29 protein-coding genes, 1 tRNA gene and 3 pseudogenes are annotated in these 20813 nt (G+C 65.9%); 2 read left to right on the forward strand and 31 right to left on the reverse strand.

Going from position 1 to position 20813, the window contains the following annotated elements; all coding sequences use genetic code 11:
* Position 1 precedes the first annotated feature (1 nt).
* From rplF to BS74_RS12670, 23 genes and pseudogenes are all read right to left on the reverse strand, one after another.
* Positions 2–544 carry a 50S ribosomal protein L6 gene (gene rplF, locus BS74_RS09715; RefSeq protein ID WP_038058324.1) on the reverse strand — a complete coding sequence of 181 codons (543 nt, stop codon included), beginning with the start codon at positions 542–544 and terminating at the stop codon, positions 2–4.
* Complete coding sequence (gene rpsH, locus BS74_RS09720) at positions 544–960, reverse strand: 30S ribosomal protein S8 (protein ID WP_038058325.1); 417 nt, start codon at positions 958–960, stop codon at positions 544–546. Before rpsH ends, rplF begins: the two co-directional genes overlap by 1 nt.
* 68 nt (positions 961–1028) lie before the next feature.
* Positions 1029–1214: a type Z 30S ribosomal protein S14 gene (locus BS74_RS09725; RefSeq protein ID WP_038058326.1), complete on the reverse strand. Its 186-nt coding sequence runs from the start codon at positions 1212–1214 to the stop codon at positions 1029–1031.
* A 7-nt stretch (positions 1215–1221) separates the two neighbouring features.
* A complete protein-coding gene (gene rplE / locus BS74_RS09730) occupies positions 1222–1770 on the reverse strand; it encodes a 50S ribosomal protein L5 (protein WP_038058327.1) in 549 nt (182 codons plus the stop codon).
* Between the two features lies 1 nt (position 1771).
* The gene (rplX, locus tag BS74_RS09735; RefSeq protein WP_038058328.1) at positions 1772–2104 is read right to left on the reverse strand and encodes a 50S ribosomal protein L24; all 333 of its coding nucleotides are present in this window, start codon (positions 2102–2104) and stop codon (positions 1772–1774) included.
* Entirely contained in the window at positions 2104–2472 is a 369-nt protein-coding gene (gene rplN / locus BS74_RS09740; protein WP_003043914.1) for a 50S ribosomal protein L14, read from the reverse strand. The genes rplX and rplN overlap by 1 nt, the downstream gene beginning before the upstream one ends.
* The gene (rpsQ, locus tag BS74_RS09745) at positions 2469–2786 is read right to left on the reverse strand and encodes a 30S ribosomal protein S17 (RefSeq protein ID WP_038058329.1); all 318 of its coding nucleotides are present in this window, start codon (positions 2784–2786) and stop codon (positions 2469–2471) included. The genes rplN and rpsQ overlap by 4 nt, the downstream gene beginning before the upstream one ends.
* Positions 2779–2976 (reverse strand): 50S ribosomal protein L29, encoded by a 198-nt coding sequence (gene rpmC, locus BS74_RS09750; RefSeq protein WP_038058330.1) that lies wholly within the window; start codon positions 2974–2976, stop codon positions 2779–2781. Before rpmC ends, rpsQ begins: the two co-directional genes overlap by 8 nt.
* Complete coding sequence (gene rplP, locus BS74_RS09755; RefSeq protein ID WP_038058331.1) at positions 2963–3388, reverse strand: 50S ribosomal protein L16; 426 nt, start codon at positions 3386–3388, stop codon at positions 2963–2965. The genes rpmC and rplP overlap by 14 nt, the downstream gene beginning before the upstream one ends.
* Before the next feature lie 3 nt (positions 3389–3391).
* Positions 3392–4111: a 30S ribosomal protein S3 gene (gene rpsC / locus BS74_RS09760; protein WP_038058332.1), complete on the reverse strand. Its 720-nt coding sequence runs from the start codon at positions 4109–4111 to the stop codon at positions 3392–3394.
* Positions 4101–4442 carry a 50S ribosomal protein L22 gene (rplV, locus tag BS74_RS09765; protein WP_038058333.1) on the reverse strand — a complete coding sequence of 114 codons (342 nt, stop codon included), beginning with the start codon at positions 4440–4442 and terminating at the stop codon, positions 4101–4103. The genes rpsC and rplV overlap by 11 nt, the downstream gene beginning before the upstream one ends.
* A 2-nt stretch (positions 4443–4444) precedes the next feature.
* Positions 4445–4726, reverse strand: a complete 282-nt coding sequence (gene rpsS, locus BS74_RS09770) for a 30S ribosomal protein S19 (protein WP_011173711.1) — start codon at positions 4724–4726, stop codon at positions 4445–4447.
* A gap of 8 nt (positions 4727–4734) precedes the next feature.
* The gene (gene rplB, locus BS74_RS09775) at positions 4735–5565 is read right to left on the reverse strand and encodes a 50S ribosomal protein L2 (RefSeq protein ID WP_038058334.1); all 831 of its coding nucleotides are present in this window, start codon (positions 5563–5565) and stop codon (positions 4735–4737) included.
* A 51-nt stretch (positions 5566–5616) separates the two neighbouring features.
* A complete protein-coding gene (locus BS74_RS09780) occupies positions 5617–5907 on the reverse strand; it encodes a 50S ribosomal protein L23 (RefSeq protein ID WP_038058335.1) in 291 nt (96 codons plus the stop codon).
* Positions 5904–6524, reverse strand: a complete 621-nt coding sequence (gene rplD / locus BS74_RS09785) for a 50S ribosomal protein L4 (RefSeq protein WP_038059157.1) — start codon at positions 6522–6524, stop codon at positions 5904–5906. Before rplD ends, BS74_RS09780 begins: the two co-directional genes overlap by 4 nt.
* A gap of 8 nt (positions 6525–6532) precedes the next feature.
* On the reverse strand, positions 6533–7153 hold the full coding sequence (gene rplC, locus BS74_RS09790) for a 50S ribosomal protein L3 (protein WP_038058336.1): 621 nt from the start codon (positions 7151–7153) through the stop codon (positions 6533–6535).
* Positions 7150–7467, reverse strand: coding sequence for a 30S ribosomal protein S10 (rpsJ, locus tag BS74_RS09795; protein ID WP_015718109.1), 318 nt, complete (start codon positions 7465–7467; stop codon positions 7150–7152). The genes rplC and rpsJ overlap by 4 nt, the downstream gene beginning before the upstream one ends.
* Positions 7468–7475: 8 nt before the next feature.
* On the reverse strand, positions 7476–8696 hold the full coding sequence (gene tuf, locus BS74_RS09800) for an elongation factor Tu (RefSeq protein ID WP_038058337.1): 1221 nt from the start codon (positions 8694–8696) through the stop codon (positions 7476–7478).
* Between the two features lie 56 nt (positions 8697–8752).
* Positions 8753–10827 (reverse strand): annotated as a pseudogene (fusA, locus tag BS74_RS09805) (elongation factor G).
* Positions 10828–10830: 3 nt separating this feature from the next.
* Complete coding sequence (rpsG, locus tag BS74_RS09810; protein WP_038058338.1) at positions 10831–11301, reverse strand: 30S ribosomal protein S7; 471 nt, start codon at positions 11299–11301, stop codon at positions 10831–10833.
* A gap of 7 nt (positions 11302–11308) precedes the next feature.
* Positions 11309–11722 (reverse strand): 30S ribosomal protein S12, encoded by a 414-nt coding sequence (gene rpsL, locus BS74_RS09815; RefSeq protein WP_019551715.1) that lies wholly within the window; start codon positions 11720–11722, stop codon positions 11309–11311.
* 175 nt (positions 11723–11897) lie between these two features.
* Positions 11898–12479: pseudogene (locus BS74_RS12665) on the reverse strand (transposase); the annotation flags it as partial.
* Entirely contained in the window at positions 12458–12820 is a 363-nt protein-coding gene (locus BS74_RS12670; RefSeq protein WP_051946842.1) for a hypothetical protein, read from the reverse strand. The gene BS74_RS12670 and the pseudogene BS74_RS12665, both read right to left, overlap by 22 nt.
* 102 nt (positions 12821–12922) lie before the next feature.
* Between BS74_RS12670 and BS74_RS12675 the strand changes: the two genes are divergently transcribed.
* Entirely contained in the window at positions 12923–13483 is a 561-nt protein-coding gene (locus tag BS74_RS12675; RefSeq protein WP_038058991.1) for a transposase family protein, read from the forward strand.
* Positions 13477–14019: a DDE transposase family protein gene (locus tag BS74_RS13040; RefSeq protein ID WP_245606111.1), complete on the forward strand. Its 543-nt coding sequence runs from the start codon at positions 13477–13479 to the stop codon at positions 14017–14019. Before BS74_RS12675 ends, BS74_RS13040 begins: the two co-directional genes overlap by 7 nt.
* A 59-nt stretch (positions 14020–14078) precedes the next feature.
* Here the strand turns inward: BS74_RS13040 and BS74_RS09840 are convergent.
* The 8 genes and pseudogenes from BS74_RS09840 to truB all read right to left on the reverse strand — a co-directional run bounded on the left by BS74_RS09840 (position 14079) and on the right by truB (position 20804).
* A tRNA-Thr gene (locus tag BS74_RS09840) sits at positions 14079–14153 on the reverse strand.
* A gap of 40 nt (positions 14154–14193) precedes the next feature.
* Entirely contained in the window at positions 14194–15315 is a 1122-nt protein-coding gene (locus tag BS74_RS09845; protein ID WP_038058340.1) for an ABC transporter permease, read from the reverse strand.
* Positions 15316–15345: 30 nt separating this feature from the next.
* Positions 15346–15774 (reverse strand): 3D domain-containing protein, encoded by a 429-nt coding sequence (locus BS74_RS09850; protein WP_038058341.1) that lies wholly within the window; start codon positions 15772–15774, stop codon positions 15346–15348.
* Between the two features lie 197 nt (positions 15775–15971).
* Positions 15972–16769: a hypothetical protein gene (locus tag BS74_RS09855; RefSeq protein ID WP_038058342.1), complete on the reverse strand. Its 798-nt coding sequence runs from the start codon at positions 16767–16769 to the stop codon at positions 15972–15974.
* 85 nt (positions 16770–16854) lie between these two features.
* The gene (locus tag BS74_RS09860) at positions 16855–18420 is read right to left on the reverse strand and encodes a DAK2 domain-containing protein (RefSeq protein WP_038058343.1); all 1566 of its coding nucleotides are present in this window, start codon (positions 18418–18420) and stop codon (positions 16855–16857) included.
* Positions 18413–18754, reverse strand: a complete 342-nt coding sequence (locus tag BS74_RS09865; RefSeq protein WP_038058344.1) for an Asp23/Gls24 family envelope stress response protein — start codon at positions 18752–18754, stop codon at positions 18413–18415. Before BS74_RS09865 ends, BS74_RS09860 begins: the two co-directional genes overlap by 8 nt.
* A 1-nt stretch (position 18755) precedes the next feature.
* A pseudogene (gene ald / locus BS74_RS09870) lies at positions 18756–19864 on the reverse strand (alanine dehydrogenase).
* A 1-nt stretch (position 19865) separates the two neighbouring features.
* On the reverse strand, positions 19866–20804 hold the full coding sequence (truB, locus tag BS74_RS09875) for a tRNA pseudouridine(55) synthase TruB (protein ID WP_038058345.1): 939 nt from the start codon (positions 20802–20804) through the stop codon (positions 19866–19868).
* Positions 20805–20813 lie beyond the last annotated feature (9 nt).

A 20813-nucleotide genomic window follows, 5' to 3' on the forward strand; every position in this document is an offset into this window, starting at 1 on the left:
CCTACTTCTTGGCCCCGGCCTTGCCGGGCTTGAGGCGGACGGGCTCGCCCGCGTAGTAGATGCCCTTCTCGTGGTAGGCGCTGGGCTTTTTGACGGCCCGGAGGTTGGCCGCCACCTGGCCCACCTTCTGCTTGTCTATGCCCAGCACGCGGATCTTGGTGGGTTCGGGCACCTCAAAGGTGATCCCCTCCGGGGGCTCCACCACCACCGGGTGGCTAAAGCCCACGGTGAGCTCCACCGCCCGGCCCGCAAGCCGGGCCCGGTAGCCGATGCCCTTGATGAGGAGCTCCTTCACGTACCCCTCGGAAACCCCCTTGATGGCGTTGGCGATGAGGGTTCGGGTAAGGCCGTGGAGGCTCTTGTGGCGCCTTTCATCCGAGGGCCGCTCCACCCGCACCAGCCCCTCCTCCACCACCACCCGCATCTCCGGGGAAATGGGCACGGAAAGCTCGCCCTTGGGGCCTTTGACCTTCACGAGTCCCGGAGCCACCTCCAGGGTGACCCCCTTGGGCAAGGGAATGGGAAGCCGGCCAATCCTAGACATCACCACACCTCGCAGATAAGTTCCCCGCCCACGCCCAACCGCCGGGCCTCCCGATCGGTGAGAACCCCCTTGGGCGTGGACAGGATGGCAATCCCTAGGCCGCGGCGCACCCGGGGAATCTCCTTGACCCCCACGTACACCCGCCGCCCAGGACGGCTGATGCGGCGGATGTGGTTGATGACCTGCTCAGGCCGGGGATCAAGCCCCTGGCGCCTTGGCCCGTACTTCAGGTGGATGCGCAAGACGGGCTTGCCGTCCACCTCCACCCGCTCGTACCCCTTGATGAAGCCCTCCCGCTTCAGGATCTTGAGGATCTCCTCCTTAAAGCGGGAGGCGGGAACCTCGGTGCTCTCCTTGTAGACCCGGGTGGCGTTCCGGATCCGGGTCAGCATGTCGGCAATGGGGTCCGTCAGCATTTCCTCTCTCCTTTTACCTCACTCCTGGACCATGCGGTCTCGAGGGAACCCCCCCGACCGGCCACGGCCTACCAGCTGGCCTTCCTCACCCCGGGAAGCTGCCCCTTGTGGGCCAGCTCCCGAAGGCAGACCCGGCAGAGCCCGAAGTAGCGGTACACGCTCCTGGCCCTCCCACAGCGCACGCAACGGGTGTAGGCCCGCACTTTAAACTTGGGGGTACGCTTGGCCTTTTCGATCAACGCCTTTCTCGCCATGCTCGCCTCACTTGCGGAAGGGGAAGCCCAGGAGCTCCAAGAGGGCCCTGGCCTCCTCGTCGGTCCGGGCGGTGGTGACCACCGCGATGTCCATTCCCCGAAGGGCGTCCACCATGTCGTAGGTGATCTCTGGGAAGATCAGCTGCTCCCGAAGGCCCAGGTTGTAGTTGCCCCGACCGTCAAAGCTCCCCGGGTTCACCCCGCGGAAGTCGCGGATGCGGGGAAGGGCCACGTTGAGGAGCTTCTCCAGGAAGATCCACATGCGGTCGCCCCGCAGGGTGACCCGCAGACCGATGGGCATTCCCTTACGGAGCTTGAAGTTGGAGATGGACTTCTTGGCCCGGGTTATGGCCGGCTTCTGGCCGGTGATGAGGGCCAGCTCCTGTGAGGCCTTCTCCAGGATGCGGGCGTCCTCCTTGGCCTCGCCCAAGCCCTGGTTGATCACCACCTTTTCCAGCCTGGGCACCTCCCAGACGTTTTGGTAGCCGAAGCGGCGGATGAGCTCGGGCCGGACCTCCTCGTAGTATTTCTTCTTCAGCGCTACATCCAGGGGCATCTTACTCCTCCACGTCCAAAGACCCGCCGCATTTGGCGCAAACCCGGATCTTGCGGCCATCCTCCAGAAACTTTTTGCGCACCCGGGTGGGCTTGCCGCATGCGGGACAGATGGGGCGCACCTTGGAGGCGTGCAGGGGGGCTTCCTGCTCCACAAAGCCACCCTGGGGATACTGGGGGCTGACCCGCACCGCCTTCTTGACGATGTTCACCCCCTCCACGATGACCGCCCCCTTCCTGGGGAGCACGGCCTTCACCTTGCCCACCTGGCCCTTGTACTTGCCGGAGGCCACCAAAACCGTGTCCCCCTTCTTCACGTGCACCTTGGCCTGCATTAGAGCACCTCCGGAGCCAGGGAAACGATCTTCATGAAGCCCTTCTCGCGCAACTCGCGGGCCACGGGGCCGAAGACGCGGGTGCCGCGGGGCTCCAGCTGGTTGTTGATGATGACGGCGGCGTTGTCGTCAAAGCGGATGGCGGAGCCATCGGGGCGCTTCACCTCCTTTTTGGTGCGCACCACCACCGCCTTCACCACGTCGCCTTCCTTCACCGCCCCGCGAGGGATGGCCTCCTTGACGCTGGCCACAATCACATCCCCCACGGTGGCGTACTTGGCGTTGGAGCCCTTAAGCACACGGATGCACATGATCTTGCGGGCCCCGGTGTTGTCGGCCACCTCCAGGTAGGTCTGGGGCTGGATCATGCCTTACCTCCTCGCTTGGCAAGGCTGGCGTAGTTCTGCCTACGCACCAGGTACTTCTCCACCAGGTCCAACCTTCCCCCCTCCACCAGGCGCAAGACCCTGAAGCGCTTGCGCTTGGAGACGGGGCGGGACTCGATGATCTCCACCACGTCCCCCACCTTGTACTTCTCCTCGGGGTCGTGGGCCAGGTACTTTTTGGAGCGCTTGATCACCTTGCCGTAAAGGGGGTGGGGAAACTGGCGCTCCACCAAGACCGTCACGGTCTTCTGCATCTTGTCGCTCACCACCACCCCGGTCAGCACCTTCTTAGGCATTGGCCCTCCTCTTCTCGTTCAGGACCGTGAGGAGCCGGGCGATGAGGCGCCTCGTCTCCCGCACCCGGTGGTTTTGGGAAAGCTGGCCGATGGAGGCCTGGAAGCGAAGCTCCATCAGCTCCCGCTTTTTCTCCCGCACCAGCTTTTCAATCTCATTGGGAGAGAGCTTGCGGATCTCACTGGGCTTCATCGTAGGCATCCCTCCTCACGATCTTGGTCCGGATGGGAAGCTTGTGGCCGGCAATGCGCAAGGCCTCGAGGGCCTGCTCCTCCGTGACCCCCGCCACCTCAAACATCACCCGCCCCGGCTTCACCACCGCCACGTACCCTTCCACGTTGCCCTTACCCTTACCCATCCGCACCTCGAGGGGCTTCTTGGTGTAGGGCTTGTCGGGGAAGATGCGGATGAAGATCTTGCCCCCGCGGCGGAAGTGGCGCACCATGGCCACACGGGCCGCCTCAATCTGCTGGGAGGTGATCCAGGCGGGTTCCATGGCCACCAGGCCGAAGTCCCCGAAGGCCACGTAGTCCCCCCCCTTGGCCGCCCCCTTCATGCGACCCCGGTGCTGCTTGCGGTACTTCATGCGCCTGGGCATCAACATGGCCTACTCCTCCTTCTTCACGCGCACCGCTGGGCGGCGGCGGCGGGGCCTCTCCTCCGCCCTTGGCTCCTCGGGGCGGGCCTTGGGCTTCTGGCCGCCGATCACCTCGCCCAGGAACACGTAGGCCTTGACCCCCAGCACCCCGTAGGTGGTGCGGGCCAAGGCAAAGCCGTAGTCTATGTTAGCACGAAGGGTGTGAAGGGGCACCCGGCCCTCCGCCGCCCACTCGGTGCGGGCCTGCTCGGCGCCACCGATGCGCCCGGAGACGATCACCTTGGCCCCCTTGGCCCCCGCTTCCATGACCCGCTGCACCGCCTGCTTGATTGAGCGACGCACGGCAAAGCGCCTTTCGATCTGCTCCGCCACCCGCTGGGCCACCAGGGGAGCGGAGAGGTTGGGGTTATGGATCTCCTGGACGTTCAGGGCCACGTTCTTGCCGGTGAGCTGGGAAAGGGTGTCCCTGAGGACCTTGATCTTCTCCCCGCCCCGGCCGATGACCACCCCGGGCTTGGCCACGTGCACGGTCACGGCCACGTTGTCCGCAGCCCGTTCGATGTCGATGCGGGCCAAGCCGGCGGGATAGAGTTCCTTGGTGAGGAGCTCGCGGATCTTCTGGTCCTCCACCAGGAGGTGGCGGTACTGCTTTTTGCCCGCATACCAGCGGGACTCCCAGTCCCGGGTGATGCCGAGCCTAAACCCAATGGGGTGGATCTTATTTCCCATGCTTCTCCCCCAAGATCACCGTGATGTGGCTGGTCCTCTTCTTGATGATGTCCGCCCGGCCCCGGGCCCGGGGAAGCACCCTCTTTAGGGCAGGCCCCTCGTCCACGAAGGCCGCCTTCACAAAAAGCCGGTCCTCCAGCATGTCGTGGTTGTTGACCGCGTTGGCGGCGGCGGACTCCAGCACCTTGGCCACGTAATAGGCCCCCCGCTTGTTGGTGTAGCGCAGGATGGCGCGGGCCTCCTCGAGGCTCTTCCCCCGGATCAGGTCCACCACAAGGCGGACCTTCCTGGGGGCGATGCGCACGTAACGGGCAATGGCTTTCGCTTCCATGGCTACTTCTTCTTGGTGGCCTTAGCCTCTTTCCCGTGCCCCCGGTAGGTGCGGGTGGGGGCGAACTCCCCCAGCTTATGCCCCACCATGTTCTCGGTGATGTAGACGGGCACGTGCTGCTTGCCGTTGTAGACCGCAATGGTATGGCCCACCATCTCGGGAACAATGGTGGAGCGGCGGCTCCAGGTCTTGATGAGCCGCTTCTCCCCCTTGGCGTTGAGTTCCAGCACCTTCTCCAAGAGGTGGTCGTCTACGAACACGCCCTTCTTCAAGCTACGCGGCATGGCTCACCTCACTTCTTGCGCCGGGCGATGATGAAGCGGCTGGAGGGCTTGCGCCGCTTCCGGGTCTTGAGGCCCTTGGTCTGCCAGCCCCAGGGGGAAGCCGGAGGACGGCCCCGGGGCGCCCGGCCCTCGCCACCGCCGTGGGGGTGGTCCACCGGGTTCATGGCGGCGCCGCGCACATGGGGCTTGCGGCCCAGCCAACGGGTACGGCCCGCCTTGCCCAAAACGATGTTCTTGTGGTCGGCGTTGCCCACGGCGCCGATGGTGGCGTAGCACTCCCCATGCACCTTCCTGAGCTCCCCCGAGGGCAGGCGCAGGATCACGTAATCCCCTTCCCGGCCCTGGATCTGGGTGCTGGTGCCGGCGGAGCGGGCCAGCTTAGCCCCCTTCTTGGGCTCCAGCTCCACCGCATGCACCACGGTACCCACCGGGATAAAGCGCAGGGGAAGGGCGTTGCCCACCTGGACGGGGGCATCCGGCCCGGCCACCACCCGCTGGCCCACCTCGAGGCCCTCTGGGGCGATGATGTAGCGCTTCTCCCCGTCGGCATAGTGGAGAAGGGCGATGCGGGCGGAGCGGTTGGGGTCGTACTCAATGGCCGCCACCTTGGCGGGAATGCCCGCCTTGTCCCAGCGCTTGAAGTCAATGATGCGGTAAAGCCGCTTGTGGCCGCCCCCCCGGAAGCGCACGGTGATGCGGCCCTGGTTGTTCCGCCCCCCCGTCTTCTTCAGGGGTTTGACCAAGGACTTCTCCGGCTCGGTCTTGGTGATTTCGGAGAAGTCCGCCACCGTCATGAAGCGGCGGCTTGGGGTGTAGGGTTTGAACTTCTTTACTGCCATCCTCTACGCCTCCCTTGCCGGATCGGGGCCGGGCCCCCCTCCCGGCCAGGTCTAGATGAGGCCCTCCAAGGCCTCAATCTTCTGCCCGGAAGCCACCTGCACGATGGCCTTCTTGCGGTCGGGGCGCTTGCCCAGGTAGCGGCCCAGGCGCTTCTTCTTGCCCCGCACCGTCAGGGTGTTCACCCCCACCACCTTGACCTTAAAGGCCGCCTCCACGGCGTTTTTGATCTCCGTCTTGGTAGCCTTGGGGTGAACCCAGAAGGTGTACTTGCCCTCGGCAAAGCCCGCATAGGCCTTCTCGGAGAGCACCGGGGCCAGGATCACGTCAAAGGCGGTCTTCATGCCTCACCCCCCATGCGGGCCTGGAAGGCCTCCCAAGCTGCCAAATCCATGACCAGCCGCTCCGTGCGCAGGATGTCGTAGACGTTGAGCCCCTCGGGGGCCAGGGTGACCACCCAAGGGAGGTTCCGAGCGGCCCGGCGCACCGCCTCGTTCGCCGTCACCAGGAGCAGGCTCTCAGAGCCCTCCAGCCCCGCGCCCTTGGCCCAGGCCAGGAACTCCTTGGTCTTGCCGTTCACCCCGGCAAAGTCCTCCACCAGGAGGAGCTTCCCCTCCTTGGCCCGGTCGGCCACGGCCATGGCCAAGCCCGCCTGCCGCACCTTCTTGGGCAGGGTGTAGCTGTAGTCCCGGGGTTTGGGGCCGAAGACCGTACCCCCTCCCACGAAGATGGGGGCCCCGATGTCCCCGTGGCGGGCCCGCCCGGTGTGCTTTTGGGGGTAGATCTTGCGGCTGGAATAGGCCACCTCGCCCCGGGTCTTGGTGCTGGCCGTCCCCCGGCGCCTTTTCGCCAGCTGCCAGCGCACCACCTCCCAGAGGAGATGGGGGTTGATCTCCTGGGGAAGGTCCGCGGCAAGCGCCCGCCTGCCCGAAGAGGAGAGAACAGGAATCTGGTACACCATACCCTCCTTCACTTGGCCACCTTCTTGGTCTGGCGCACCAACACCAGGCCCCCGTTGGGCCCAGGCACCGCACCCTTGACCAAGAGGAGGTTTTCCTCGGGGATCACGTCCACCACCTCGAGGTTCATCACCGTGACCCGCTCCGCCCCGTAACGGCCGGCCATCCTCTTGCCCTTGTACACGCGGCCCGGGGTCTTGCGGTTCCCGATGGAACCCGGGTGACGGTGGATCTTGTGGGCACCGTGGGAATCAGGGCCGCCCGCGAAGTTCCAGCGCTTCATCACCCCCGCCGTACCCCTTCCCTTGGAGGTGCCGGTGACGTCCACCCGCTCCCCCGCTTTGAAGATCTCCACGGTGACCACGTCGCCCTCAGGGTTGAAGTCGCGGATCTCCTTCAAGATGCGCACCGGCCCCACCCCAGCCCGGGCGAAATGCCCCTTCATGGGCCGGTTCACCCGCTTGGGGTTTTGGGGCAGGAAGCCCAGCTGCACCGCCGTGTACCCGTCCTTCTCCGGGGTCCGGCGCTGGACCACGGGGCAGGGCCCTGCCAGGATCACGGTGACGGGAATGGCCTGGTCCTCCCGGTAAATCCGGGTCATGCCCACCTTCATGCCCAGGATGCCCTTCATTTGCCACCCCCCACGGTCTTGATCTCAATCTCCACCCCGGTGGGCAGGTCCAAGGACATGAGGCTCTCGATGGTCTTGCGGTTGGGGTTCAGGATGTCCACCAGGCGGTGGTGGGTGCGGAGCTCAAAGTGCTCCCGGGAGTCCTTGTGCTTGAAAGGACCCCGGATCACGGTGAAGCGCCGCACCCGGGTGGGCAAGGGCACGGGACCCGAGACCTGGGCCCCGGAGCGCCGGGCGGCCTCCACGATCTTCTGGGCCGAGGCGTCCAGGGTCTTGTGGTCAAAGCCCCGTAGCTTGATGCGGATCTTGGGCATGCTTCACCTCACTCCAGGATCTTGGTGACCACGCCGGCGCCCACGGTCCTACCACCCTCCCGGATGGCAAACCGCAAACCCTCCTCCAACGCCACCGGCTTGATCAGCTCCACCGTAAACGTCACGTTGTCCCCAGGCATCACCATCTCCACCCCCTGGGGCAACTCCACCACCCCCGTCACATCCGTCGTCCGAAAGTAAAACTGCGGCCGGTACCCAGAAAAAAACCCCGTGTGCCGACCACCCTCCTCCTTCTTCAAGATGTACACCGAAGCCTCAAACTTCGTGTGCGGCGTAATGCTCCCAGGCTTCGCCAGCACCTGCCCCCGCTCCACCTCCTCCCGGCTTACCCCACGCAGCAACAAACCTACGTTGTCCCCAGCCAGCCCCTCCGACAGCGTCTTACGGTGCATCTCCACCCCGGTCACCACCGTCTTCCGCGTCTCCGGAGCAAGCCCCACAATCTCCACCTCGTCCCCAACCTTCACCTTCCCGCGCTCAATCCGCCCAGTGGCCACCGTCCCGCGTCCCGTAATCGTAAACACGTCCTCCACCGGCATCAAGAACGGCTTGTCCACGTCCCGCACCGGCGTGGGAATGTACTCGTCAATCGCGTCCAAAAGCTCCCAAATCTTATCCACCCACTCGTTCTCCCCACGCTTCGTCTGTGGGTTCTTATGCATCTGCTCCAGCGCCAACAACGCGCTCCCGCGAATCACCGGAACCTCATCCCCAGGAAACTCGTACTGGTTCAGAAGGTCCCGCACCTCCATCTCCACCAGGTCCAAAAGCTCCGGGTCGTCCACCATGTCCACCTTGTTCATGAACACCACGATGTACGGCACCCCCACCTGGCGGGCCAGCAAAATGTGCTCCCGCGTCTGGGGCATCGGCCCGTCCGCCGCCGATACCACCAAAATCGCCCCGTCCATCTGGGCCGCACCCGTGATCATGTTCTTGATGTAGTCCGCGTGACCCGGGCAGTCCACGTGCGAATAGTGCCGCTTCGCCGTCTCGTATTCCACGTGCGCCGTGTTGATGGTAATCCCCCGCGCACGCTCCTCCGGCGCCTTGTCAATCTCCCCGTAGTCCTTAACCTCTACATTCGGGTTCTCCGCCGCCGCCACAAACGTCAGCGCCGCCGTCAACGTCGTCTTCCCGTGGTCCACGTGCCCAATCGTCCCCACGTTCACGTGAGGCTTCGTACGGATAAACTCGCCCTTGGCCATCTTTGCTCTCCTTTCCGCATGGGAGGAAGGGCCTAGCGGCCCTCCCCCAGGCACTCCTACTGACCCTTGATGAGCTTCTCCTGCACCTGCTTGGGGACCTCCTGGTAGTGGTCGAAGAACATGACGAAGGAACCCCTACCCTGCGTCTTGGAACGCAAATCGGTGGCGTAACCGAACATCTCCGCCAGGGGCACATAGGCCCGGATCACCTGGGCGTTCCCCCTGGGTTCCATGCCCAGGATCTGGCCCCGGCGGGAGTTCAGGTCGCCGATGACGTCGCCCATGTACTCCTCGGGGGTGGTGACCTCCACCCGCATGATGGGCTCGAGGATCACCGGCTCCCCCTTCTGCACCGCCTCCTTGATGGCCATGGAGCCGGCGATCTTGAAGGCCATCTCGCTGGAGTCCACCTCGTGGTAGGAGCCGTCGTAGAGGGTGACCTTCACGTCCACCACGGGGAAGCCGATCAGGGGGCCGGACTGCATGGCCTCCTCGATGCCCTTCTGCACCGCGGGGATGTACTCCTTGGGGATCACCCCACCCACGATGGCGTTCACGAACTCAAAGCCAGACCCCCTGGGCAGGGGCTCGGCCTTGATCTTCACGTGGCCGTACTGGCCACGGCCACCCGTCTGGCGGATGAACTTGCCCTCCACGTCCACGGGGCGGGTGATGGTCTCCCGGTAGGCCACCTGGGGCTTGCCCACGTTGGCGTCCACCTTGAACTCCCGCTTCAGGCGGTCCACGATGATCTCCAGGTGGAGCTCCCCCATCCCGCTGATGATGGTCTGGCCGGTCTCGGGGTGGGTGGAAACGCGGAAGGTGGGGTCCTCCTCCGCCAGGCGGGCCAGGGCCTGGGAAAGCTTGTCCTGGTCCGCCTTGGTCTTGGGCTCGATGGCCACGTCGATGACCGGCTCGGGGACCTCGATGGATTCCAGGACGATGCGGGGCGCATTCTCCCCCACCAGGGTGTCCCCGGTGATGGTCTCCTTGAGCCCCACGATCGCCCCCAGGTCCCCGGCCCTAAGCTCCTCCACCTCCTCGCGGTGGTTGGCGTGCATGCGCAAGAGGCGGGCCACCCGCTCCTTGCGCCCCTTGGTGGTGTTGTACACGTAGGAGCCCGAGGTGAGGGTGCCGGAGTAGACCCGGATGAAGGTGAGGCGGCCCACGTAGGGGTCGGCCATGATCTTGAAGGCCAAGGCCGCCAAGGGCCCCTCGGGGTCGGGGTAGATCTCCACCTCGTTCCCCTCGGGGTGGTGCCCCGGATGGGGGGGATATCCAAGGGGGAGGGCAGGTAGTCCACCACCGCATCCAGAAGGAGCTGGACCCCTTTGTTCTTCAGGGCGGAACCCAGGAACACGGGGGTGATCTGGATGGCGATGGTGCCCTTGCGGATGGCCGCCACCAGCTCCTCCTCGGTGGGCTCCTCGCCCTCGAGGTACTTGAGCATCACGTTTTCATCGAAGTCGGCGGCCGCCTCGATGAGCTTCTCGTGGTACTCCCGGGCCTGGGGGAGGTACTCCTCGGGGATGGGAACCTCGCGGATATCGGTGCCCAGGTCGTTGCCGTAGGTGTAGGCCTTCATCCGGAGGACGTCGATGATCCCCGAGAAGGTGTCCTCCCGGCCGATGGGGAGCTGCATGACCACGGGCCTGGCCCCCAGGCGCTCCTGCATGGTGCGGATGACAAGCCAAAGGTCGGCCCCCGTCTTGTCCATCTTGTTGGCGAAGGCGATGCGGGGGACCTTGTACTTCTCCGCCTGGCGCCAGACGGTCTCGGACTGGGGCTCCACCCCCTGGCTGGAGTCAAAGACCACGATGGCCCCGTCCAAGACCCGCATGGAGCGCTCCACCTCAATGGTGAAGTCCACGTGGCCCGGGGTGTCGATGATGTTGATGCGGTGGTCCTTCCAGAAGCAGGTGGTCACGGCGGCGGTGATGGTGATGCCCCGTTCCCTTTCCTGCTCCATGAAGTCCATGGTGGCCGCACCCTCGTGCACCTCACCGATCTTGTGGATCTTGCCGGTGTAGTAGAGGATGCGCTCGGTGGTGGTGGTCTTACCGGCATCGATATGGGCGGCGATGCCGATGTTGCGGAGCCTCTTGAGGTCGTACTCTACCTTAACCGCCATGGCTTACCACCGGTAGTGGGCGTAGGCGCGGTTGGCCTCGGCCATGCGCTCCACGTCCTCCTTCTTCTTGATCGCCCCGCCCTTGCCCTCAGCCGCGTCCATGAGCTCGTGGGCGATGCGCACGGCAGCCCCCCGCTCGGAACGGGCGTTGGCCGCCTGCACCAGCCAGCGCAGGGCCAGGGACTGCTGCCTCCTGGGGGAGACCTCCATGGGCACCTGGTAGTTGGCCCCACCCACGCGGCGGGAACGCACCTCCATCCGGGGCTTCACGTTCTCCACCGCCTGCTTAAAGACCTTCAAAGGCTCCTGCCCGGTCTTTTCCTGGATGATGCGGCAGGCATCGTAGAAGATGCGGGCAGCCAGGTTCTTCTTACCGTCCCGCATGATCTTGTTGATGAAGGCCGACACCACCACATCCCCGTAAACCAGGTCGGGCTGGAGCTGGCGTACCTCTGCTCTTCTTCTCCGTGCCATAGCTCACCTACTTCTTCTTGGCCGGAGCCGCGCCCTTGGTCTCCTTGGGCTTCTTGGTTCCGTACTTGGAGCGGCTCTTCTTGCGGTCCTTCACCCCTTGGGTGTCGTAGACCCCGCGCACGATGTGGTAGCGCACACCCGGCAGGTCCTTCACACGGCCACCCCGGATGAGGACCACGGAGTGCTCCTGCAGGTTGTGCCCCTCGCCGGGAATGTAGGCGGTGACCTCGTACCCGGAGGTAAGGCGCACCTTGGCCACCTTACGCAGGGCGGAGTTGGGCTTCTTGGGGGTTACGGTGCGCACCACGGTGCACACTCCCCGGCGGAAAGGCGACCCCTTCAAGGCCGGAACCTTGCTCTTCTTTTGGACCTTCTCGCGGCCCTTTCTGACCAGCTGGTTGATCGTCGGCAGTGCCACCACTCCCTTCTTCTTGGACTTGCCCCCGTGTTCTCAAGATCCACCCGGGGGAAGCTCCCTTCCCCCGACCTTCGCCCACACAGGGCAGCACCCTCAGGGCCAGGGGCTGGCCCTGAGGGCCCTCAACTTGACTAGTGTACAGGGCAAGGGGCATTTTGGCAAGCGCGGCAGGGCTTGCCTAGTAAATCGCCTTGTACCCCCCCTGAGGGGGAAGCAGGGTGAGCAGGATGCGCAGGCCGTAGGCAAGGAACTCCATAAAGGCCCGCCACATGGCCGTATGCGGTTTCCGCTCCTGCAAATAACCCCTCCGCAAACGCGTCTTCATCCCCCCAAACACCCCCTCCACCACCCCTCGCCTCCGATACACCTCCCCGTCCCACCTCGCCGCTACCTCCCGCCGCACCTCATCCCGCACCTCTCCCCCTCCCCGCAGCCGGATCAGGGGCCACACCCCAAGCCCTCGCACCACCTCCCACACCTCCCTCCCGTCAAAGCCCGCGTCCCCCAAAAGCACCCCGCCCCCCAGCCCAAACCGCAGGAGCACCCCCGCCCCAAGCCTCGGGTCAGGGGCATACGCCCGCCCCACCCCGCCCCCCCAAGGGGCCAAAAGCTTCTGCCCCCTCCTCCACCGCACCAGGGCCAAAAGCCGGCTGTGCCCCCGCATCCGCCGCTCCTCCTGCCCCCTGTGCCAGCGCAGCACCGTGTCTTTGCTACGGTAGGCCAGCCCCGTGCTGTCCATCAAGAAAAGGGGGGGTCCCCTTCCTCTTGGGGAAGCCGGGCTTCCACCTCCTGTACCAGCCGTTCCAGCAGCGCCTGCAGCACCTCTTCGTTCAGGTGTTTCTGTGCATAGGCGGCCAGGGCCTGGTGGGAGGGGAAGGGGCCCTCTAGGAGGTCCTGGAGATGGGCCTCTGTGGCTCGGTAGGTGAGGCCGTAGAAGGCGCGGAAGAGGAGGAGGGCCAGGTACAGGGCATGGGTGTAGCGCCAGGGTCTGCCGCGGTGGCCTTTGGGGGTGGGTGGGGCCACCTCTTGGGCCAGGTACAGGCAGAGCTCTAGGACTTCCTTGGGCCTCGGTTCCCTTCGGACGAAGCCGCGCTTGCCCATCTCGGGAAAGGCATAACTCAAGAGGGCTTGCAAGGCAAGCCCAGCGCGGCAAAGGAAAACCCAGACTTGACCGTTATACCCCTTTTGGGGTAAATGATTCCCATGACCCTGCGCGAAGCCCTATCCCAGGTTCCCGACCCCCGGGCCCACAACCGCCGCTACCCCCTCTGGGGCCTGCTGGCCCTGGTTCTTTTGGCCTTCCTCTCCCGCGTGGACTCCCTGCGCGGCGTCTCCCGCTTTGCCCGCGCCAACCCCCACCTCCTCCCCCACCTGGGCCTGCGCAAGGCCCCGGGCCACACCGCCCTCACCCAACTCCTCCACCGCCTGGACCCCCAGGCCCTGGCGGAGGCCCTGGCCAAGGTCTTCCCGGGAAGGGAGCTGGAAGGGGAAAAGGTCCTGGTGGCCGACGGCAAGGTGCTGCGAGGGAGCGGTAAGGGGAAGAGCCCCCAGGTCCGCCTGGTGGAGGCCTGGGCCCTTTCCCTGGGGCGCACCCTGGCCCAGGCCAGGGCGGAGGGAAGGGAGGACAAGGCGCTTCTGGAGCTTTTGGAGCGCCTGGGGGCCGAGGGGCTTGTGGGGAAGGTGGTGGTGGGGGATGCGGGGTTTTTGTACCCCGAGGTGGCCCGCCGGGTGCGGGCAAAGGGGGGGAGTACCTCCTGGTGCTGAAGGGGAACCAGGGGGGGCTTTTGGGGTGGGTGCGGGAGGTGTTTGCGGGGATGGCGCGAGGAGCCCTGCCTGGGGAGACGCGGGCGGAGTGGGTGCGGGAGGCAGACGGGGAGGTGAGGCGGTACGAGGTGTGGGCTTCTCCGGTGTTGCCCCCGGAGGTGGCGGCCTTTCCTGGGGCCAGGCAGGCGGTGCGGCTGGTGCGGGAGGTGGTGGTGAAGGGGACGGGGGAGGTGAGGCGGACGGAGGGGTACGCGCTCACGAGCCTTGGGCCGGAGGAGGCGGACGCCCGGGTGCTGGGGGAGATTTGGGTGGGGCGATGGGGGGTGGAGAATGGTTCCTTCTGGGTGCGGGATGTGCTTTTGCGGGAGGACGCCTTTCAGGTGCGGGGGCGAGGGGGTGAGGTGCTGGCGGTGTTGCGGGCGCACTTGGTCTCGTGGTTGAACTGGAAGGGGGTGCGCCGGAAGAAGGCGGCCTTGGAGGTTTTCTCCTTCAACCCCCTGGCTGCCCTGCGGTTCCTGGGGCTCTATGCAGAATAGCGGTCAAGTCTGAAGGAAAACCCCGCCTGCTGGCGGGGCTCGAGGGGATGGGTTTGGCCTGGAGCCGGTGGCCGGATTTGAACCGGCGGCCTACCGCTTACGAGGCGGTTGCTCTACCGCTGAGCTACACCGGCCCGCCTTAAAGAGTCTAGGGCAGGAGGCCCGTTTGCGCAACTACCGCAGGACCACCCCAGGCTGAACCCTGAGGGCGCGGAAAAGGGGCAGGAGGGCGGAGAGGAAGGTGGCGAAAAGGCTTGCGCCGCTCACCAGAAGGAAGTCGGAAAGGCGCATCTCCACGGGCAGGTGGGTGAGGAAGTAGAGTTCCCCGGGAAGGTCCACCGGGCGGAGGGAAAGGTAGAGGCAGAGGAGGTACCCCAGGAGGTTGCCCAAAAGAACCCCCCCGATCCCCAGGAACACCCCTTCCAGGGCGAAGACCATCCCCACGGTGAACCTCGAGGCGCCCATGGCCCGGAGGAGGGCGATCTCCGGGGTCTTCTCCACCACCTTGAGCACCAAGAGGTTGGCCACCCCCAAGGCGGCCACGGCCACGATGAGGAAGACCAGGATGCCCAGGACCCGCTTCTGCAGGGAAAGCTGCTCCAAAAGGGTCCGCTGGGTGTCCTGCCAGGCCTGGGGGAAAAAGCGGGTACCGGCGAGGGCCACCCCCACCTCCTTGGCCCGCCAAGGGTCCTTGAGGCGCACCTGGTAGCCTTGGGCCCGGACCCCGGAAAGCCTCTCCACCGTCTTCAGGTCCACAAAGGCATAGGCGGAATCCAAGAGGTAGTTACCGGTACGGAAAGCCCCCAACACCCTAAGCTCTACCCGTTCCTGGGTAGCGGACATGGCGTAGAGCCTGTCCCCCAAAAAGGCCCCCAGGGACTGCTGCAAGGCCGAGCCCAGGTAGATGCCCCCGGGCTCCAGCCTTAGGCCCAGCTCCGGGTAAAGGGCCTCTCCACCCTCGCCCAGGCCCACCAGGGTGGCGAAGTCCACCCCCGGGCCCCTGGCGCCCTCCGCCGGGCGGGTCAAGAGGGCCTTGGTGGCGGCGAAGGGGGCGTAGGCCTCCACCTCGGGGAGTTCCCCGGCGGGAAAGGGAGGAAGCTCCTCGCTCAAGCTGAAGAGGACCAGATGGGGATAGGCCTTCAAGGTGGCCCGCACCAAGCCGCTGACAAAGCCGTTGGTGAGGGAGAGGGCGGTGAGGAGCACCGCCACCCCCACCCCTACCCCTAACAGGGCCAGGGCCGTCTGCAGGGGTCTACGCCGAAGGTGGGCCAGGGCCAGGAAGAGGGCGAAGCGCACCCTCTCAGGATACGGGCAAGGGACGGGGTCTTACCGCCTGGGGTACTCCACCACCTCCAGCTGGAGGAGCCTCCGGCCAAAGCGCAAGGCGGTGGCCCGATCGGGAAGCCAGACGTCCACCTTCTCCCGCATCCTGGGGTGCATCACGTCGGCCACCACAAAGATGCGTTCGCGAAACAGGTAATCAAACTGCCCGCGGCCCCGGCCGTACACGGAACCCAGGTCCTTAAGGCGCACCTTGGTGCCGTAGGGCAGAGCCCGAAGAAGGTCTGGGCTCACCGCCAAGACCCCGAGCCGGGTGCGCATGCCGGTGGCGGTGATGAAGGGGGTGGAGTCGGTTTCCCGCACGCTGGAGGTGTAGGCGGTGGCCTCGAGGACCAAAACCTTCCGGCCCCCCACCTGGGCCCAAGCCCCGGCAACGGCCAGGGCGGAAAGGAGCACGATCAGCAAACCCCGCATAGCGCCCCTGAGTATGCGGGGCAAACCTGGAGGTTTCTGAGAAGCATGAAGGGGGAGCCTCATCCAGGCCGCCCCCCAATAGGGATGGAATGTTTACAACAACTAAGGAACCACGCAGGAAAGGGACCACTTTGAGGCGTCTTGCATGAGAGATTCCTTAAACCTCTTTACCCCACTCTCAGTCCCGTCAAAGAAGCCTAGGGGCATGGGGTGGAAGAGAGCTCCAGGCCGTAGCGTCCGCTATTTGCCTCGTCAAACCCCGCCCGGGCTAGGCCCCGATCCCGCACCACCAGGAGGGTGGCGGGGGAAACGGGGGCGCAGTTCATCACGGGGTCCAAGACGAGGGGGCTGGCATCCGTGGGCGAGAGGTAGAGAAGGGCCACCAGGTCCAAGGGACCGGAATAGGTGAACCTAAGGTAACCCGTGGCATCAGACACGTCGTACCGGTCAAACTCGCGCACGAACTCTATGGCCCCCCACCTGCTCCCCGAGGAGAAGGCCTCCCCCTTCCCCGCGGGATTGGGGGTGAAGGGATCGGCGTACAGGGTTACCCGATCCTGGCTTAAGGCATAGTTTTCCACCCGAAGGTAAAAGACCTGGCCCGCCTGCCCCTTAAAGTTCAGGCGGTACCCCGGGTCAAGGGTGATCTGGGGCCGTAGGGCAAGGGGCGCAAGCTCCTGCCAGGCGGCGAACCAGTTGCGGGCCACGCTCACCGCCTGCACCACGCCCTTGTCGTCCAAAAGCACCAGGCGGAGCCGCGCCCTTTGCTGAAGCTCTGCGGAAACCGCACTCACCTTCACCGCCTGGTCCTGGGTTAGGGCTATGCGGTACACCTTTACCCCCGGCCTTAGCTCCCCGCCGCTCTCCTGGGCCGCGGGCAGGTGGGCGATCACCGACCCCCCCACAGGCAAGTCCCCGCTCACCGGCGGGGGGCCCTGGAGGTTGCAGGCGGCAAGCGCCAGCACCGCAAGACCCCCAAGCCACCTCTTGGTCATCCCTACTTGGCCTTGCCACATAAAATCCCCCTTTCCCTTCAGCATAGCCCAGGGAAAGGGGGAAAAGGCTTAGGCTTTCTTTAGCCTACTCCAAGACCCCCAGGTAGGCGTAAAGGTCGGGCCCCCCAGGGAGAACCTCCACCGCCAGCCCCGGAAACCTCCTGACCACCTCCTCGGCCTTTTCCTTGGAGGTGTTGGGGCCCAGGAAGAGGGTGAGAACCTCCTTCCCCTCCCCGGCCAAGCGAAGGAGGCCCTCCAGAACCTCCTCCGGGGTCTCCCCCATGAGGACAAGCCGGCCATCCAGAAGGCCGATGGGCTTATCCTTCAGGACCTTCACCCCATCCACCTCCGCGTCCCGGCTGGCCCAGGTGACCTCGAGGGTCACCGCCCCCCTCATGGCCTCCTCCATCTCGGGAAGGAGTTCCTCCATCTCCACCTCGGGGAGGTAGCGCACCGCCGCCGCCAAGCCCTGGCCCAGGGTGCGGGTCTTGAGCACATGCACCTCCTTGCCCAATCCCTTGGCCAGCTCCGCCGCCTTTTCCGCCGCCAGGAAGACGTTGGGGTTGTTGGGGAGCAGGATCACCTTGGGGCTGGCCAGGCTCCGGATGGCGGCCAGGAGGTCCTCCACGCTGGGGTTTTGCGTCTTGTCCCCCGCCACCACCCGGGCCCCCAGGCTGCGAAAAACCCGGGCCACCCCGTGCCCCAGGGCCACGGCCACCAGGCCGGTGGGCGGGGGGGCCTCCTGCCCCGCCCCCACCATGGCCAGGATCTCCGTGTGCTGCTCGGTCATGTCCTCCACCTTGGTGCGCACCATGCGCCCAAAACGGGCCACGGTGGCCAGGAGGCCATCGGGATCGTTGGTGTGGATGTGCCCCTTCACGTACCCCTCGGCCCCCACCACCAAGAGGGAGTCCCCAAAAGGGGCCACCGCCTCCCGGACCCTCTCAATGGGCACCTCCACCCCCTCCATGAGGAACTCGGTGCAGTAGCCGAACTCCTCGGTGGCGAAGGCGGTCTGGGCGTAGCGCTCCACCTTGGGGGGCTCGGGCAGGGGAAGCCCCAGGACATACCCCCGGATACCCTCCAGAAAGCGCACGTACCCGGCACCTCCGGCGTCCACCACCCCCGCCTGCTTCAACACGGGAAGGAGTTCGGGGGTCTTCTCCAAGGCCTCCCGGGCGGCCTTAAGGGCGTTTTCCAGGACCTCCTCCACGCTCCCTCCCCTAGCCCCTTCCCCCGCCGCCCGGGCCACGGTGAGGATGGTGCCCTCCACCGGCTTCATCACCGCCTTGTAGCCGGTTTCTGCCCCCAGGCGCAGGGCCTCGGCCAAGGCGGGGGCGTCCAGCACCTCCCTTTGGCGGATGGCCTCGCTGAACCCCTTCAGGATCTGGGAAAGGATCACCCCGCTGTTGCCTCGAGCCCCCAAAAGGCTCCCGTAAGCGATGGCCCGGGCCACCTCGGACATCTTGGAGGTGTCGGCCAGATCCAGCTCCCGCCGAGCGGACAGGAGGGTGAGGTGCATGTTGGTGCCCGTGTCCCCATCGGGGACAGGGTAGACGTTGAGGGCGTTGAGCTCCTCCACGAACACGGCAAACCAGTCCGTGGCGTAGCGAAAGGTTTCGGCAAGCTCCTCGGGCCTCAGGCTAGCCACGCCCCACCCCCACCACGTGGACCTTGACCTGGGAAAGCTCCACCCCCGCAAGCTTCTTGGCGGCAAAGGCCACCCGCTCCGCTAGGGACTCCACCACCGTGGGGATGCGGGTGCCCACCGCCACCACCACGTAGAAGTCGGCGGTGTACTTGCCCGGGCTCGCCGGGTCCTGGCGCACCACCACCCCCTCGCTGGCCTCCTGCCGCCCAAGAATGCGCACCACCTGGTCCCTAAGCCCCGCCGGGGCCATCCCCACCACCCCGGGCACCTCGTGGGCCGCCAGGGCCAGCAAGGAGGCCAAGGCCCCCTCGGTTACCGTCACCCGTCCTTGCATCCTACCTCCTCAGGGCCTCCTCGGGGGGGGTATAGGGCAGGCCGAAGGCCTCCGCCACCCCGGGATGGGTGAGAAGCCCCCGGTGGGTGTTGAGGCCTTTGCGGAAGGCATCGTCCTCCAAAAGGGCCTCCAAGCCCTTCTCCGCCAGCTTCAGCACGTAGGGCAGGGTCTGGTTGGTGAGGGCGAAGGTGCTGGTCCTGGGCACCGCCCCCGGCATGTTGGCCACCCCATAGTGCACCACCCCCTCCACCACGTAGGTGGGCTCGGCGTGGGTGGTGGGGCGGATGGTCTCCACACACCCCCCCTGGTCCACGGCCACGTCCACGATCACCGAGCCCTCCTTCATGAGGGGCAGCATGTCCCGGGTCACCAGTTTGGGGGCCTTGGCCCCGGGCACCAACACCGCCCCGATGAGGAGGTCTGCGTGCTGGATGCTCTTCTTGATGTTGGCCTCCGTGGCGGTGAGGGTGACCACCCGGCCCCCAAAGACATCGTCCAGGTACTGGAGGCGCTTATGGTTCACGTCCAGGATGGTCACCTGGGCCCCCATACCCAGGGCGATCTTGGCGGCGTTGGTGCCCACGGTGCCGCCCCCCAGGATCACCACGCTGGCCGGGGCCACCCCGGGCACCCCCCGAGGAGCACCCCCCGCCCCCCATGGGGCTTCTCCAGGAACTGGGCCCCCACCTGGGGGGCCATCCGCCCCGCCACCTCGCTCATGGGGACCAGAAGGGGGAGGGAGCCGTCGGGAAGCTGCACGGTCTCGTAGGCTATCCCCGTGACCCCGCTTTGCAGCATGGCCTCGGTGAGGGTGCGGTCCGCGGCCAGGTGCAGGTAGGTGAAGAGGATGAGGCCGGGGCGCAAAAAGGGATACTCCTCGGGCAGGGGCTCCTTCACCTTCACCACCAGCTCCGCCCCCCAGGCCTCCTCCCGGCTCACCAGCTCAGCCCCCGCCCGCTGGTACTCGGCATCGGATAGGCCGGAGCCCAGGCCTGCACCCCGCTCCACCAAAACGGTGTGCCCGCGCTTGACCAGGCTTTCCACCCCACCCGGGGTCATGGCCACCCGGTTCTCCAGGGTCTTGATCTCCTTGGGTACGCCGATCACCATACTAAGCCTCCTTTACAAAGACGCGCCTTATCTTGAGCTTGAAGCCGTCGCCCTCAGCGATGGCCAAAAGCCTTCTTCGGGAATCCACCAAGGCCACATAGCCCAAGGCGGGGATGGGCAAGGGAATCCCTTCCAGCACGCGGCGGGCCTCGGTGTGGGAAAGTTCCACCACGGGGAAAGGCAGGGCATCGGTCTCGGGGATGGCCTTTTCCGGGGAAAGCTCGGAAAGCTTCACCGCCCGCTCCAACCCCACCTTGCCGATGCGGGTGCGCACAAGCCCGGAGAGGAAGGCCTTGGTCTTGAGCCTCTCCCCCAGGTCCCGGGCAAAGGCCCGCACGTAGGTGCCGGGGCCCACCACCAGGCGGATCACCGCGGTGGGGTAAGAACCCAAGGGTTTGGGAAGCTCCACCTTGCGCCCCCCCTTTTCCGCAAGCCGCCACCCCTTGGCCGAGGGGGCAATGGGATGGGGGATGGGCTCGGGGTCCAGGGCCAGGAGTTCCACCTCCAGGTACTTCACCGGCCTGGGGCCAAGCTCCAAGGGCCTTCCTTCCCGGGCCGCCTCGTAGGCCCTTTTGCCCCCCACCTTGATGGCGGAGTAGAGGGGAGGCACCTGCTCCTTAAGCTTCAAAAACGAAGGGAGCACGCCTTCCAGCTCCTTGCGGTCAAAGCGCACCGGGGCCTCCTCGCTCACCGGCCCCTCCGCATCCAAGGTGGGGGTGGTGGCCCCGAAGGAAACCCAGGCGATGTACTCCTTCTCCTCCCCCGAGAGGAAGGGAACCAGCTTGGTGCTCTCCTCGGAAACCAAAAGGAGCAGGCCCGTGGCCAAGGGATCCAGGGTGCCGGTATGCCCCACCCGGCGGGTGCCAAGAAGGCGCCTCGCCTCCTCCACCGCGTCATGGGAGGTGAGGTGGAGGGGCTTGTCCACCGCATAGAGGGCCATGCCTAGGGG

This window comes from Thermus amyloliquefaciens, assembly GCF_000744885.1.
Taxonomy (GTDB): Bacteria; Deinococcota; Deinococci; order Deinococcales; family Thermaceae; genus Thermus; species Thermus amyloliquefaciens.